Source organism: Paraburkholderia sp. MM5384-R2, from assembly GCF_014201025.1.
GTDB classification, from domain to species: Bacteria; Pseudomonadota; Gammaproteobacteria; order Burkholderiales; family Burkholderiaceae; genus Paraburkholderia; species Paraburkholderia tuberum.
The window spans coordinates 77,767-91,942 of record NZ_JACHDI010000020.1 but is presented as its reverse complement, the minus strand read 5'-3'; the positions used below and the strand labels follow the sequence as shown (position 1 = coordinate 91,942).

At 63.3% G+C, this 14,176-nt stretch carries 14 protein-coding genes; 11 read left to right on the top strand and 3 right to left on the bottom strand.

The window, feature by feature from the left end:
- Genes HDG37_RS27260 through HDG37_RS27250 form a run of 3 tightly spaced genes read left to right on the top strand, consistent with a single transcriptional unit; the run spans position 1 to position 2,260 of the window.
- A complete protein-coding gene (locus tag HDG37_RS27260) occupies positions 1-840 on the top strand; it encodes an ABC transporter substrate-binding protein (RefSeq protein WP_260335063.1) in 840 nt (279 codons plus the stop codon).
- Positions 841-842: 2 nt separating this feature from the next.
- Positions 843-1,493, top strand: a complete 651-nt coding sequence (locus HDG37_RS27255) for an amino acid ABC transporter permease (RefSeq protein ID WP_090808002.1) — start codon at positions 843-845, stop codon at positions 1,491-1,493.
- Positions 1,490-2,260, top strand: a complete 771-nt coding sequence (locus HDG37_RS27250; RefSeq protein WP_184030627.1) for an amino acid ABC transporter ATP-binding protein — start codon at positions 1,490-1,492, stop codon at positions 2,258-2,260. The genes HDG37_RS27255 and HDG37_RS27250 overlap by 4 nt, the downstream gene beginning before the upstream one ends.
- 131 nt (positions 2,261-2,391) lie before the next feature.
- Here HDG37_RS27250 and HDG37_RS27245 read toward each other — a convergent pair whose 3' ends face one another.
- Entirely contained in the window at positions 2,392-3,276 is an 885-nt protein-coding gene (locus HDG37_RS27245) for a LysR family transcriptional regulator (protein WP_184052827.1), read from the bottom strand.
- Positions 3,277-3,410: 134 nt separating this feature from the next.
- On the opposite strand from HDG37_RS27245, the gene HDG37_RS27240 reads away from it, so the two are divergent.
- From HDG37_RS27240 to HDG37_RS27230, 3 genes are all read left to right on the top strand, one after another.
- Positions 3,411-3,695: a hypothetical protein gene (locus tag HDG37_RS27240; protein WP_221312147.1), complete on the top strand. Its 285-nt coding sequence runs from the start codon at positions 3,411-3,413 to the stop codon at positions 3,693-3,695.
- Positions 3,696-3,882: 187 nt separating this feature from the next.
- Positions 3,883-5,145, top strand: coding sequence for a multidrug effflux MFS transporter (locus tag HDG37_RS27235; protein ID WP_184052825.1), 1,263 nt, complete (start codon positions 3,883-3,885; stop codon positions 5,143-5,145).
- A gap of 55 nt (positions 5,146-5,200) precedes the next feature.
- A complete protein-coding gene (locus tag HDG37_RS27230; protein WP_184052823.1) occupies positions 5,201-6,610 on the top strand; it encodes a DHA2 family efflux MFS transporter permease subunit in 1,410 nt (469 codons plus the stop codon).
- Positions 6,611-6,633: 23 nt separating this feature from the next.
- Here the strand turns inward: HDG37_RS27230 and HDG37_RS27225 are convergent, their stop codons facing one another.
- Positions 6,634-7,353: an SDR family oxidoreductase gene (locus HDG37_RS27225; RefSeq protein ID WP_184052821.1), complete on the bottom strand. Its 720-nt coding sequence runs from the start codon at positions 7,351-7,353 to the stop codon at positions 6,634-6,636.
- 82 nt (positions 7,354-7,435) lie between these two features.
- Here HDG37_RS27225 and HDG37_RS27220 point away from each other — a divergent pair, with 82 nt between their 5' ends.
- Positions 7,436-8,386: a LysR family transcriptional regulator gene (locus HDG37_RS27220; protein WP_184052819.1), complete on the top strand. Its 951-nt coding sequence runs from the start codon at positions 7,436-7,438 to the stop codon at positions 8,384-8,386.
- A gap of 83 nt (positions 8,387-8,469) precedes the next feature.
- Positions 8,470-8,874: a DUF3224 domain-containing protein gene (locus HDG37_RS27215; protein WP_184052817.1), complete on the top strand. Its 405-nt coding sequence runs from the start codon at positions 8,470-8,472 to the stop codon at positions 8,872-8,874.
- 80 nt (positions 8,875-8,954) lie between these two features.
- On the opposite strand, the gene HDG37_RS27210 is transcribed toward HDG37_RS27215, so the two are convergent.
- A complete protein-coding gene (locus HDG37_RS27210; RefSeq protein WP_184052968.1) occupies positions 8,955-11,222 on the bottom strand; it encodes a beta-glucosidase in 2,268 nt (755 codons plus the stop codon).
- A 224-nt stretch (positions 11,223-11,446) separates the two neighbouring features.
- On the opposite strand from HDG37_RS27210, the gene HDG37_RS27205 reads away from it, so the two are divergent.
- The 3 genes from HDG37_RS27205 (at position 11,447) to HDG37_RS27195 (ending at position 14,099) form a co-directional block, all read left to right on the top strand.
- Positions 11,447-12,466 (top strand): AraC family transcriptional regulator, encoded by a 1,020-nt coding sequence (locus HDG37_RS27205; RefSeq protein WP_184052815.1) that lies wholly within the window; start codon positions 11,447-11,449, stop codon positions 12,464-12,466.
- A gap of 7 nt (positions 12,467-12,473) precedes the next feature.
- On the top strand, positions 12,474-13,088 hold the full coding sequence (locus HDG37_RS27200; protein WP_184052813.1) for a hypothetical protein: 615 nt from the start codon (positions 12,474-12,476) through the stop codon (positions 13,086-13,088).
- Positions 13,089-13,493: 405 nt separating this feature from the next.
- Complete coding sequence (locus HDG37_RS27195; protein WP_184052811.1) at positions 13,494-14,099, top strand: hypothetical protein; 606 nt, start codon at positions 13,494-13,496, stop codon at positions 14,097-14,099.
- Positions 14,100-14,176 lie beyond the last annotated feature (77 nt).

Below are 14,176 nucleotides of genomic sequence, written 5' to 3'. Positions count from 1 at the left end.
ATGAAATCAATCAAGAGATGGAGACGCTTTGTCACGGTAGCGAGTTTCGTCACGCTTTCCGCGGCATTCAGTTCACCCGCTACTGTGCAGGCAGCGGATCTTCTCGCGCAGGTGAAGGCGAATGGCACATTGCGCGTGGCCAACACCCAGAGTAGTCCCCCATGGAGCATGCTTGACGAAAACAATCAACCTGTCGGCTATGACGTTGCAATTGCAAAGGAAGTCGGCAAGCGCATTGGCGTGCCGAACGTAGTATTCGTCGCCGATTCGTTCAAGAACTTCGTGGAAGGGTTGAAGACGGGCAAGTACGACCTCGTGATGAACGATCTCACACCTACACCTGAACGGGAACAACAGGTTGATTTCGGCGATCCATACGGCGTGGAGGATTTCCGCATTTTCGTACCCGCCGGCAACACAGACATCAAGGGCCAGGAAACCCTTAAAGGCAAGCGAGTGGGAGTGGTCACTGGCTCGAGCAATGAAACATGGGCACGAGCACACCTGCATGACTCCGACATCCGTTCGTACGATAACGGGGGACTCGTCTTCAGCGATCTGGGCAATGGACGTATCGACGCGGTCATCATCTCGCACTTCGGCGGCATGAAGTACGCCAACGTCAACCATTTACCGGTCAAGGAAGTGGGCGAACCGTTGATCTACCAGCTATCAGCGCCGGCTTTGCAGAAAGGCCAACCGGCCCTGCTCGCAGCGGTCGATAAGGCGATTGCAGACATGATGGCTGACGGGACGATCGAGGCCATTGCCAGGAAGTGGGTCGGGCGGGATTACGATATGCCCGGCACGATCACCAAAGCGAAGGCGCAAAAGGAGTAGTCATGATCGAGCTTTTCATGCGCTCGCTTCCGCTGTTAAAGAGTGCGGTGCTGATGACACTCTTTCTCGGTTTGTTGTCGTTTGTGCTCGGTTCGACGCTAGGGTTGCTGGTCGCCTTGGCTCGTATCTCCAGCATAGGTGCACTACGCGCCTTCGCATTCGCATATGTATCCATCTTCCGTGGCACGCCGCTGCTCGTGCAGATACTGCTGATCTATTTCGGTTTGCCCCGGTACGGTCTGACACTTGACCCGGTTCCCGCCGCGCTCCTCGCGCTCACGCTGTTTTCGGCCGCGTATCTGAGCGAGAACTTCCGTTCCGGCATCAACGCGGTGGACAAAGGCCAGTGGGAAGCTGCGATGTCGCTGGGCATGGGTTACTGGAAAGCCATGTCGCGGGTTATTCTTCCCCAAGGACTACGCATCGCCATTCCGCCTGTCGGCAGCCGCATGATTGCGCTAATCAAAGATACATCCCTCGCTTCGACAATTACGGTGGTAGAGCTGACCCGCGTCGCCGACCAGGTCGGCGCCTCCACCTTCCGCTACATGGAAATGTTCCTGATGGTCGGCCTGATCTACTGGGGCATCAACCAGATTCTCACGATAGTCCAGACCGTCCTCGAGAATCGCATTTCGAGGCGTTTTGTATGAATACTGATATCAGGACGATTGAAGTCCGTGGACTTTCGAAGGCATTTGGCGACAACCAGGTCTTGCGCGGCGTCGATTTCAGCGTATCGAAAGGCGAGGTTGTCGTTGTAATGGGTCCCTCCGGGTCGGGCAAGACCACGCTGCTGCGCTCGCTGAACTTCCTCGAGGTACCGGATGCCGGCAGCGTGACAGTATGCGGCATTGATGTCGAATGCAACGGTTTGTCAAAACCGTCACGCCAGAATCAGAAGAAGATCCGCGCGATCCGCCAGCGCACCGCGATGGTGTTCCAGTCGTTCAACCTCTTTCCGCACAGGACAGCACTGGAAAACGTGATGGAAGGTCCGGTCAGCGTCAAGGGTGTCCCTCGTGCGCAAGCGTCGGAGCGCGCAATTCACCTGCTGACACAGGTTGGCCTGGCCGCAAAAGCCAACGAATATCCGGCACGGCTGTCCGGCGGTCAGAAGCAGCGCGTAGCGATCGCGCGGGCGCTCGCGATGGATCCAGAGGTCATCTTCTTCGACGAGCCCACGTCTGCCCTCGATCCAGCGCTGCGGGAGGATGTCCTGACCGTCATGCGCGACGTTGCCAAAGCGGGCATGACGATGCTGATCGTCACGCACGAAGTGCGGTTTGCGCGAGATGTAGCGGATCGGGTTGTTTTTATGGATGGCGGCGTGGTTGCCGAAGACACGACACCGCAAGCCTTCTTTGGTGAAGGCAGCAGTCCACGGGTAAGGCAGTTTCTGCATCTGATCGAGACCTGAGTATGGAGCACGCCGCGACACCGCCTTGAATCACGCGTAGGGCTTCCGTTGCAAAAGCGTTGGCGGAAGAGTTCGTGCTTTATCGCGAGGAGCAGGAGAGGCGGAAAGCGTCGGCGACGTAACACGGCCCGCTAGCTCAACCGCAAACTCCGCAATACGTCGAGCACATACTGAGTCGGACGCTCCACGGTACCCGCGCGAAAGGCCAGGCCCAGCTGTCGCCATAGCGCAGGGCGCAGCGCACGTGTGACGATGCGCGCGTCGGCCGACGAGCGGCTCGGTTCCTGCGGCAGCAGCGCGGCGCCGTATCCCGCTGCGACGAGACTCTTGATCGCATCCGAGTAGTTGAGCTGGATGCGCGGCGTGGGGTGCTGCCCCGCCGCGCTGAACCATTCCGTCGTCAAACGCGAAAGCCGCGTGGTCGCGTCGTTCAGAATCAGCGGCTTCGCGGCGATCCATTGCGGCGTGATGCGGGCTGGACACGTCCACCCGGCCGGCATGAACGCGACCACCGGATCGCGGCGCCATGTTTCGATCGATAGCCCTCGCAGCGGCGCTTGCGGCAGCGCCACGATGCCCACGTCGAGCGACTCCTGGGCGAGTCGCGTCAGCGTTTCCTGCGAAGTCAGCACGGCGATTTGCACATCGATGCCGGGATGCCCGGCGCCCAGTCGTTCCAACGCCTGCGGCAGCAGATTCGCGATGGCCGCGGTGGAAGCGCCGAGCCGAACCCGTCCGCCGAGCCCTTCCACCTGTCGCCGCACGTCCTCCAGTGCCTGCTCGGCATTGGCCAGCATCTGACGCGCATAGGCCACCAGCGTCTCGCCGATCGCCGAGGCCCGCACCTGACCGCGTTTGCGCGACAACAGCGGCGCGCCGACGCGGCTCTCGAGATCCGCGATATGCAGACTGACCGTGGGCGGCGCGAGATGCAGAACGCGAGCGGCCTCGGCGAAAGAGCCGAGGTCGGCGACGACGACAAGGGTGCGCAGACGGTCGAGACTGATTTCTCTCATCGGAATGGGAATCGGAATGGCATTGGTCAGAAAAGCTGAATCACGCGGTCAGCAAACTCAACTTTTCCAATCTTACGTGCAGACGGAAGATGGTGGCGCTGGTTTTTTCAACGCTCACCATGGGGGCCATTGGCATGAACTCACCTTCAACCAGAAGTTGCGAGCCGCGGGAGGCTTCGCATCGGCTAGACGCAATATCGGACGACGCCAGGTCGTTACTGCTCGGGCTCGTCTTTACAGGCGTCGTGCTGGCTTTCGCCGTGATGGCGATGATCTGGACGGCGTCTCGCCCCCCGCTCAAAGGCAAGGACTGCTCCGGCCGCATCGCAAACGACGAGCATGCGAGCTTCGTCGCGTTCTTCCAGGACCCGGCAGACCAGGGCGCGTTGCTGCGCTCGATCGAGGACTGCGCGAAATGAGCCTCGCTGCGGCGGGATAGCGCGCTCGTCGGCCGCGCCATCCCACACCGCCGCCAGGGACTACCCCACTTCCTGCCATACCACAGGCACAATACCCGGCGATAATGCCGGGGGCATTCGCGCCTTTTCCGTTCGATATCCGAACCCATCGATGCCCGCGCCGCCAGTGTTCCCTTTCGATGCACCCATGAGCCACGCCACCGCCGACCGCCCCGCTTCCGCCGACTCCGCCCCGAACTCGCCGCGCTTCCTGCTATTCCTGATCTGCCTGTTCGCGTCCGCGGGACAGCTCGCCATCGACATCTACGTGCCCGCGCTGCCCGCGATGGCGCGCTACTTCGGCACCTCGCCGCAAGCGATCCAGACCAGCGTCACCGGCTACATGGTCGCCTACGCGTTCGGTCAGCTGATCTTCGGTCCGATCGCCGACGCGTATGGCCGCAAGCGCGTGCTCGCGTTCGGTCTGACGGTCTACACGGTCGGCTGCCTGCTGTCGCTCGCGGCGCCCAATCTCGAGACGTTCATCCTCGCCCGCGCACTGCAGGGCTTCGGCATCGCGAGCACGAACCTGCTGGCGAAAGCGATCATCACCGATTCGTTCGCGGGCCAGGCCTTGCTGCATGCGTTCACGTACATGTCGATCGCGTGGGGGCTCGCGCCGATCGTCGCGCCGGTGATCGGCGCGCATCTGCAGACCGCGTTCGGCTGGCGCGCGTGCCTCGTGTTTCTGCTGATCTATTCGCTGGTGATGTGGGCGCTGCTGTGGCGTTATCGCGAGACCTTGCCGCAGCCCGTCCATCTCGAACCGCGCACGCTGACCGCGAACGCGCGCAAAGTGCTCGCGAGCCCCGTGTTCCAGAGCTGCTTCCTCGCGCAGGGCCTGTGCTACAGCATCCTGCTGGTGTTCAACATCGTCGGGCCGTTCATGGTGCAGACCACGCTGCACAAGCCGCCGACCTTCTTCGGCTACCTCGCGCTCGGCATCGGCATGATGTACTTCCTTGGCGGTCTGTCGAATCGCCTGCACGGTCCGGGCCTGCCGAGCGCCGAGCAGCGGCTGCGCATCGGCGCACGGCTGATGGCGGCCGCGTCGCTAGCGATGCTGCTGCTCGCGCTGACGGTCGGTCTGCGCGTGTGGACGCTCGCGACGCCTGTGCTCGTGATGGGCTTCTGCGCCGGCGCAATGTATCCGACGCTGATGGCGAAGGGCAACTCGCTGTTCCCGCACATCGCGGGTCTGACGAGCGCGATTCTCGGCTGCGCGCTGCTGCTGGTTTCATCGGCGATGATGGGGTTGGCCGGCTTCGTGTCGGTACAGGTGCTCACGCCGCTCGCGCTGTTCTTCGTGGTCCTCGCGTTCGTCGTCGTCGTGATGGTGACGAAGCTGCTGCGCCATCTCGAGCAGGTACAGCCTGCGGCCGCGGCGAGCGCGAGCGGCAAGGCAGCGTGAGCCGGCACATGAGCTCGACCGAACGCCAGACCTTCATCTGTACACGCGCGGACCGATGAGCGGCATGCGCGAGCGCGCCTGCGCATCCGCTTCCACGCGGATCGATCCGACCGTGTGGAAAGTCGCGGCGGTCGTGTCGATCGGCTCGTTCATGTCGCAGATGGACTCGACGCTGGTCAACGTATCGCTGTCGGCGATCGGCCATACGCTCGATGCGTCGATCGCTTCCGCGCAGTGGATCGTCAGCGGCTACCTGCTCGCGATGGCGTTGATGTTGCCGCTCAACGGCTGGCTGGTCGACCGCATCGGCGCGAAGCGGCTGTACCTGTTCTGCTTTTCGACGTTCACGATAGCGTCGATGCTGTGCGGCGCGGCGCAGACGATCGGCGAGCTGATCGGCGCGCGCATCTTCCAGGGCCTCGTTGCCGGTGTGCTCGTGCCGATGGCACAAATGATGATCGGACGCGTGGCCGGCAAGAACCTCGAGCGGGTGATGGGCTACACCGCGCTACCCATTCTGCTCGGTCCGATTCTCGGCCCGGTGCTGGCCGGCCTCGTGCTCGCGCACGCGAGCTGGCCCTGGCTGTTCTTCGTCAATGTTCCGGTGGGCGCTTTCGGCGTCGCGATGGCGGTGTTGCTGCTGCCGCGCGATGCCGCCGCGTCGCAGAAGCGACCGTTCGATTTCACCGGCTTTGCGTTGATCTCCCTTGGGCTCGTCGCGCTTGTCTATGGACTTCAGGACGCGTCGCGAGCGGTGGGCTTGGCGTGTCTGCTCGCGGGCGTCGCGTTTCTCGCCGGCTTCGCGCTGTACGCGGCGCGCAAAGGCCATACCGCGCTGATCGACGTGCGCATGTTTGCGACACGTACGTTCTCGGTCGCCGCACTCGCGCAGTTCTTCGCGAACGCGATCATGTATGGACGGCAGCTCGTAGTGCCGCTTTTTCTGATCGCGGGCTGCGGTTTGTCGGCCGCGCACGCGGGCGGCCTGCTCGCGGCAACCGGCGTCGGCATGATGTGCTCGTTTCCGCTGCTCGGATGGTTGACCGAGCGGCTCGGCTGCCGCGCGCTCGCGGCGGGCGGCGCACTGCTGGCGTTTCTGAGCACGCTCGTGTTTCTGTGGCTGAGCGTTGATTCGTTCTCCGCCGGATGGGCCGCGGTCGGTCTGTTCTTTGCGGGCGTCGGTCAGGGGACGATCAGCGTGCCGTCGATCTCGGCCGCGTATTCGTCGATCGGGAGAGAAAGGCTCGCGGTTGCGAATACTGCGTTGAACATCGCGCAGAGAGTGGGCGGTCCGTTCGCGACGACGCTGCTTTCGATGGCGATAGCGTCGACGTTGCACGGTGTTTCGGGTGCACAGCCCGGCCGCTTTCTGCCGACGTTCGTGCTGCTCGCCGGCCTGCATTTGTCGTGCTTCGCGGCGGCGATGTTTCTGCCGGTTCGCGTTCAGCGGGCGAAGAACGCCTGACCACGCATTCCCGCGCCCGAGCTTCACAATAGCCGCAAGCCGCCATCACACTCGATCACCGCCCCCGTCATAAACGTGTTCTCCAGCAGAAACTGCAGCGCGTGCGCGACATCGTCGGCCTGCCCGACGCGCTGCACCGGTAACGTTTCGCTTTGCTGCCGAAACAGCTCGCTCTTCACGCTCGCGGGAAATCTGTCCCACCACGGCGTATCGATCACACCCGGCGACACCGCGTTCACGCGCAGCGGCGCAAGCTCGCGCGCCAGCGTGCCGATCATGCTTTCGAGCGCGCCGTTGATCGCACCCAGACCCGCCGTGCCCGGATTCGCGATACGCGCCGAAATCGCGGTCAGAAACGTCAGGCTGCCGTCGCGACGCAACGTGGGCAGCGCGGTCTGCGCGGCTTCGAGCTGCGGCCAGAACTTGGCCTCGAAGCCACGCCGCAGCGCGGCCAGATCCAGTTCGGCAAACGGCCCCGCGCCTTCGCCGCCCGACAGCGTCATCACCAGATGATCGATCCGGCCGAGGCCGCCGAAGAAGTGTCCGAGCGCCGCGCGATCGGCGCAATCGAGCGCCTCGCTCGTCATCTGTCCACCGATGCCAATCAGCGCATCGTCCAGTTTGGCGCGGTCGCGCCCCACCGCGACGACGCTCGCGCCAGCCGTCACGAGCCGCTTCACCAGCGCGAGCCCAATGCCCGACGAGCCACCTAGCACCACGACCTTCTGATTTTGCCAGTCCATGTCTTTGCTCCTGAGTGTGAACGGAAGACCCCGTGGCAGTAGAATGCGCGGTGCGAGCCCATCACTCAAATCGTTTAAAGTCATGGCCAACATCATTGAAAATGATTTTCGGCGCTTCGACCTGAACCTGCTGCTGACCTTCCGCGCGCTGCTGGAAGAGCGCAGCGTCACGCGGGCCGCGCAGCGGCTGTTTCTTGGGCAACCGGCCGTCAGCGGCGCGCTCAAGCGCTTGCGCGAGACGTTCGGCGACGAGTTGTTCGTGCGCACGCCGCAAGGCATGACGCCGACGCCGCGCGCGCTCGAACTCGCGCGGCAGATCGAGCCGTTCCTGCAATCGCTGCATCAGGCGCTCACGCAGCCGTCAGTCTTCGATCCGGCCCGCGCGCAGCGCGTGTTCCGCATCGGCCTCAGCGATTCGCTCGAACTGCTGCTGATGCCGGAGATCATTGCGCGCCTCGCCGACACCGCACCCGGCGTGAAGCTGATCGCGCGCTCCACAGATTCGACGCGCGCCGCCGCGATGCTCGACGATGGCGCGATCGAACTCGCGGTCGGCGTATTCCGCGAATGCGTGCCGTGGCAGCGACTCACGCCGCTGTTTTCATGGCGCTTCGTGAGCGTCTACAACCCCCAGCTCGTCAGGACGCGCCGCAAGCATTTGTCGATGGACGAGTTTCTGCGCCACCGCCATGTGCTGACTTCGTTCAGCGCCGAGCTGCGCGGCTTCATCGATGAACGACTCGAGTTGCAGGGACTGAAGCGCGACGTCGTGTTTTCGAGCTCGAACTTCGCGACCAGTCCGTTCATCGTGCAACGCACGGCGGCGATCGCGACGGTGCCGGAGTTCATCGGCCGCGTCTGGCGCGATACGCTCGGTCTCGCGCTGAGTCCGCTGCCATTCGAGGTGCCGGGCTACGAGGTTTCGCTGATGTGGGCCGCGGCGCACGACCAGGACCCGGCGCTCGCGTGGTTGAAGCGCGAGTTCGCGGACGCGTTCGGCACGAGCGACGGCACTGCGCGTGCAGCGCCCTGACAGCGACGTGTGCTACGGTTCGGAAGCGTCACGGTTCGTTTCGCCGCTTCGCCGTCGCCCGTTCAAGCCAGGAGGAAATTCCGATGACTCACCACGTCGCAAAAGGCACCTTCATCGTCTCCCTTCAACCGATGCCGTTCGAAAACGCGGAGGCCGAATCGAAGCTCGGCCGCATGTCGATCGACAAGCAGATCTCCGGCGATCTCGCCGCGACCACCCAAGGGCAAATGCTGAGCGCGATGACGAACGTCAAAGGCTCGGCCGGCTATGTCGCGCTCGAACAGGTCACTGGCACGCTGGCGGGCAAGCAGGGCACGTTCGTGCTGCAGCATATCGGCGTGATGAATCGCGGCGCAGCGGCGCTGACGGTGACGGTCGTGCCGGATTCAGGCACGGGCGAGCTGAGCGGCATTGAAGGCGAGTTCAGGATCGACATCGTCGACGGCGCGCATTCGTACGAGTTCGCTTATCGTCTGCCCGGCGACTGACATGCCGAACGCGTGCCGGCGGGATACGGCGCTCGACCCCGTACCCCGCTACCAGGCTTTCCGGTTCAAAACCTCAGCGCTCAATGCCCCGCGATCGTCACCGACGCCGTCAACGCATCCGGATCGCGCGAAGAAGCCCCCGCGATCATCTGATAGACGCCGCCGTTGAGCTTCCATACGTGGTTGGTCGCGTCCCACGTCGACAGCAGCTTCGGCGCAATCGATACGCTGACCTGCTGCGACTGCCCCGCCTGCAGCGCGACCTTTTGCCAGCCGACCAGACGCTTCGGCGGTTCGCCCAGACCGCTCGGCAACGCGGCATAAACTTCGGCGATTTCCGCGCCCGCGCGCGAGCCCGTATTCTTGACGGTAAAGGTCACGCTCACGTTGCCGCTCGCATCCACTTGCGCGTTGAGGCCCGAGTAGCTGTAGCTCGTGTAGGACAGCCCATAACCGAACGGGAACAGCGGCGCGATCTGCTTGCCGTCATACCAGCGATAACCCATGAGGAGCCCTTCGCTGTAGGTAACGGTGATATCGGTGGCCGAGATCGTCGGTTGCGGAAGATCCGCGTCCTGCATCGGGAACGTGATCGGCAATTTGCCGGACGGGTTCACGGCGCCGAACAACAGATCGGCAATCGCCTGGCCGCCCTGCACGCCCGGATACCACGCTTCGAGCACGCCGTGCACGTTGGATAGCCACGGCATCAGGACCGGGCTGCCGTTCTCGAGCACGACGATCACGCGCTTCGCTTGCGCCGCGACCGCGCTGATCAGCGCGTTCTGATCGTAGCTCTGGTTATAGCTGTCAGTCGTATTGCTCGGCAGGCTCAGGCTCGGCAGATCCGCGCCCTCGCTTTCCCATTGCGTCGCGAACACGATCGCCACGTCCGCCTTCGCGGCGGCGGTCGCCGCTGCCGCCGCGTTCGTGCCGTCGACGAAGGTCACGCTCGCGTTCGGCGCCTTCGCCTGGATCGCGGCCAGCGGTGCCGACTTGTACCACGTCGCGCAGGTGCTCAACAGCGGCGACGGCGACACGCAACCGGACACCGCGTTGCCCGCGGCCGCCGGCACCGCGCCCGAGCCGCCGCCCGACAGCACGCCCGCATCCGCGTGAGCGCCGATCACCACGATCGACGACAGCCCCGCCGCGTTCAGCGGCAGCACCGGTTGCGAATCGCCGCTCGCCACCGCGTTCTTCAGCAAGACCGACGATTGCTGCGCGACCTGCAACGCGAGCGCATTGCCCGCGGTTTGATCGACGCTTCCTCCGGGGTTTGGCGGCGAATCGAAGACGCCATAGCGAATCATCGTGCGAAGCTTGCGCTGAACCATGTCGTTGAGTCGCGACATCGGCACGCTGCCGGCGTTGACCGCGCTCGTCAGCGCGGTGTTGAAATACGACGTCAGCGTAAAGCCCGGAATCGACGCTCCGCCGCCGAGATCGCCGGGCTCTTCTTCATCGAGGCCAGCCAATGCCGAGGCGACCGTACTGTGCGTGGCTGTCCAGTCCGACTGCACCACGCCCTTGAAGCCCCACTCGTTCTTCAGCACGGTGGTCAGCAGATACGGGTTTTCGCACGCGTACACGCCGTTCACCAGGTTGTACGAACACATCACGTTGCCGGGCGTTCCCTGCGTGACGCCGAGTTCGAACGCGAGCAGTTCGGTTTCGCGCATCGTGCGTTCGTCGACGACCGAGTTGCTGGTCATGCGGTTCGTTTCCTGATCGTTCATCGCGTAGTGCTTGATCGTCGCGATGACGTTCTGCGCCTGCGTGCCGATCGTGCGCGCGGCGCTCAGCGTGCCGGTCAGTACCGGATCTTCGCCCATGTACTCGAAGGTGCGGCCATTGCGTGGTTCGCGCGCGAGATTGACGCCGCCGCCGAGACCTTCGCCATAACCGAGCACGCGCAGCTCGGTCGCGATACGCGCGCCGTATTGGTTCGCCAGCGTAGGGTCCCAGCTTGCCGCGAGCGCCACCGGCGCGGGCAGCGCCGTCGCGTTCGAGTTGACGACATTGACGCCGCCGGCCGAATCGGCCATCGCAAGGCCCGGAATGCCGAGCCGCGCGATGCCGGGAATGTAGCCGGCTCCGTTGACGCCGGCCGGATACGGACCGCCGAGTCCCGCGTTGGGGATGCCCACGCCGTGCACGAGCTGAATCTTTTCGGCGGTCGTCATCTTCTGGACGAGCGCGGCGGCACGCGCATCGGCGCGCGCATCGGGATCGGACGGCAACGGCGGGTCACTGATGTTGCTGCCATTGCCGCAGGCGGCGAGTACCAGCGCGGCACCGCAGGCGATGGCGCTTGCGGCAAAGGGTATCGTCAGCTTCCTTCTCATCATCTCGCTCCGTGTTGTCGTTGTCGGTCATGTGATTTGCATTGCGTCACGTTGTATCGACGCGCTACCGGCACGTGACGCGTCCTGTTACGCTAAGCGCTCGTGGTAATGCGCCGAAAGAAATTCTAGGGATGCGCCCGAAACGCGCTTGACCGATAGGTGCAGCACTTGACCGATGAAGAGTCAGGAAAACCCGCAGGCAGGTTTCGACCGGAGGAGGCAAAGTGGATTTGCGTCAGAAGTCCGTTTCAGCGCGCATCTATCGAGGGTTGCTCGACGCGGCGGAGCGCGAGGGCCTCGATCGCAGCAAAGTGGCCCACGATATCGGCATCGACGAGGCCGACATCGCCGCGGCCGATGCGCGAGTGCCGGGCGACAAGCACGTCGCAATGCTCCAGCTTGCGGAAAGCTGCCTGATGCGCGGCGCGCCCGAGGGCGACGTGTTCGATGGTCTGCTGTATTTCCCCGAGCTTGCGGGCGTGCTCTGCAATAGACCGACGCTGCGCGATGCATTGCGCAATTACGTCACGTACCGCGACCTGATCGGTAATGTCGACTGGCTCGTCATGCAGGAGCACGGCGACGAAGTCGCATTCGAATATGTGACGGAGGGCGAGGGGCGCAACGCATCGAGCGCGCTCGGCAACTTCGCGCTGATAGCGGGTGTGGCAAAGCTCTACGACGTGCGCCTGCGCGTGCGCGACGCGGGTGTCACCGATGCGCGGCTCGGGGCGATCGCGGCGCTGAGCGGGACGTTGGGCGTGCGCGTTCAACTCGATCAGGCTCGCAATCGGATGGTGTTGCAGTCGTCCGCGCTGGATCGCGCGTTCGAGGTCTACAACGCGCCGCTCGCGAAGATTCACATGCATGCCGCGCATGGAATCTTGCAGCGGATTCGCGAGCAGGGCCGCTTTTCTCCGACGGTCGAGCGATGTCTGCGTGACGTGCTGCGCGAGCACGCGGATGCGATCGAGCCGAAGAGCCTGCAGACGATCGTCTGCGAGCGGCTGTCGCTGACGCGCTGGACCTTGCAACGCAAGCTCGCGGCGGAGTGCAAAACCTTCAGCGAGGTGCTGATGCAAACGCGTATCGACGAAGCACGCATGCTGCTCGCGCATACACCGATGTCGATCAGCGAGATCAGCGAACGGGTCGGCTTTGCCTCGACGACGGCGTTTACGCGGTTTTTTACGCGTGCATGTGGGGCGCCGCCGGCGCGGTATCGGGGGCGATGCCGGGTGTGATCGTCCTATGATGAGCATCGATCAGGACATGACTCGACTGTTCGGTGTCATGGGATCGATCGTATCCGTGGTCGCGTTTCTGCCTTATGGACTTGCGATCTGGCGCGGCACCGTACGCCCTCATCTTTTTACCTGGTTGATCTGGTCGCTCGTCACGGCGATTGCGGCTGTGGGACAGTTCGTCGCCGGTGCGGGTCCTTCGGCGTGGTGTACGGCGGCGATCGCGGCCACCTGCTTCTTTGTTCTCGTATCGAGCGTCTTTCGGGGTGAACGGCAGCGGACCGCTTTTGATTGGCTTTGCCTTGCCGCTGCCTTGTCGGCCATTCCGCTCTGGATACTCACCAATGATCCGACGTTGTCGATCTGTCTTGTGACGCTGATCGAACTCGTCGGCCTCGCGCCGACGGTTCGCAAGACTATTCGTGATCCGTGGAGTGAGAGTCTTTTGTACTTTGCGCTCTGTGTTTTTAAATACGCGCTCGCGATTCTTGCGCTGCCGAAATGGAGTGTGGCCGTGGCGTTTTATCCGGCGGTGAATATCGTGGCGGCAAGTGGGGTTTGTTTGTTGACGGTGGTGCGGCGTCGACGGGTGCGAGCGTATTCCGAGGACAAGGTTCGGTGAGGGGCTCCCGAAAGACAGCGCGACGACTCGCAGCGCGCGATCTGAATGTGCCTTCCTTTTGTCCGATATTCATCAGGTCGCCGCAAGTAGCATCGATTACACTGGTTTTCGCTATGCGACTTTAAAGCGTGGCTGACCCACGAGGTCACCATTGCGCGGACTTTCGTGCATCCCTTCCGCACGTATCCGCCGACACCGGGCGAAATACGACTGCTTGGTGAAAGCGTTTCGCCATTCACCACTTTGGCCCGCCCCTGGTCCCTCACACGACGGCGACCAGGTATCGCTGCGGCCATTTCAAATCGACTATTTTCGCTTGATTGAATCAGGCGCCTGATCCGGCAGCCGATAGGCCCCTTGCACGCCGCGATTTCACGCGCCTGATTCGCTGACAAGGAGATGAAGATGAAGACCCGGCAATTAAGCATTTGGTCGGCTGTAGCCGTTGCACTTCTGTCGCTGAGTGGCACCGCGCAGGCCGGTGGTGATGACGGCGACCGGGGCCGTGGCGGTGGCGGCGGTCTTTGCTCGAACGCAACGCTAAAAGGACCCTATGGGTTCATCGGTCACGGCGTGATCCTTGGGTTGCTGGATTCGAGCAACGTGCTGCATCCGTTCGCCACCCAGTCGATCCTCGATGACGTCGCCCTCGTGACATTCGACGGCAACGGCAAATTTACCCGCACCGATTTCGGGAGCATCAACGGCGTGCCGAAAGGTGGGCAGATAACCTTCAATCCGGCGCAGAAAGGCACTTACTCGGTGAACTCCGATTGCACCGGCACCATGTCGATTGTCTATATCGCCGGAGGACCCACGCCAGCCGGCGTCGTGACCGACCTGAACATCGTGGTCACTTCGGACGGCACGCAGGTCGAATCCGTCGTCTATCGGGCGAGCATCCCGTCGGCCGCGTCGGCCCCCGACGGCTACAGTTGCCCGATGGATTGCGTGCAAGGTGTGCAGGAGGCGTTCGAAGGGAAGAAGGTTCTGGTCTACGGCTTCCGGTAGTGGGGTACTGACGTATCGGATGAATTCGCGGTTGCCGCCGGCTCTTCAACCGGCGGCGCGCTCGCTTCATCGGTGCT

Coding starts and splice junctions, on each gene's coding strand:
- HDG37_RS27250 (WP_184030627.1), top strand. CDS start 1,490: ATGAATACTGATATCAGGACGATTGAAGTCCGTGGACTTTCGAAGGCA.
- HDG37_RS27200 (WP_184052813.1), top strand. CDS start 12,474: ATGATGAGCATCGATCAGGACATGACTCGACTGTTCGGTGTCATGGGA.
- HDG37_RS27260 (WP_260335063.1), top strand. CDS start 1: ATGAAATCAATCAAGAGATGGAGACGCTTTGTCACGGTAGCGAGTTTC.
- HDG37_RS27215 (WP_184052817.1), top strand. CDS start 8,470: ATGACTCACCACGTCGCAAAAGGCACCTTCATCGTCTCCCTTCAACCG.
- HDG37_RS27210 (WP_184052968.1), bottom strand. CDS start 11,222: ATGAGAAGGAAGCTGACGATACCCTTTGCCGCAAGCGCCATCGCCTGC.
- HDG37_RS27225 (WP_184052821.1), bottom strand. CDS start 7,353: ATGGACTGGCAAAATCAGAAGGTCGTGGTGCTAGGTGGCTCGTCGGGC.
- HDG37_RS27235 (WP_184052825.1), top strand. CDS start 3,883: ATGAGCCACGCCACCGCCGACCGCCCCGCTTCCGCCGACTCCGCCCCG.
- HDG37_RS27245 (WP_184052827.1), bottom strand. CDS start 3,276: ATGAGAGAAATCAGTCTCGACCGTCTGCGCACCCTTGTCGTCGTCGCC.
- HDG37_RS27230 (WP_184052823.1), top strand. CDS start 5,201: ATGAGCGGCATGCGCGAGCGCGCCTGCGCATCCGCTTCCACGCGGATC.
- HDG37_RS27255 (WP_090808002.1), top strand. CDS start 843: ATGATCGAGCTTTTCATGCGCTCGCTTCCGCTGTTAAAGAGTGCGGTG.
- HDG37_RS27220 (WP_184052819.1), top strand. CDS start 7,436: ATGGCCAACATCATTGAAAATGATTTTCGGCGCTTCGACCTGAACCTG.
- HDG37_RS27240 (WP_221312147.1), top strand. CDS start 3,411: ATGAACTCACCTTCAACCAGAAGTTGCGAGCCGCGGGAGGCTTCGCAT.
- HDG37_RS27195 (WP_184052811.1), top strand. CDS start 13,494: ATGAAGACCCGGCAATTAAGCATTTGGTCGGCTGTAGCCGTTGCACTT.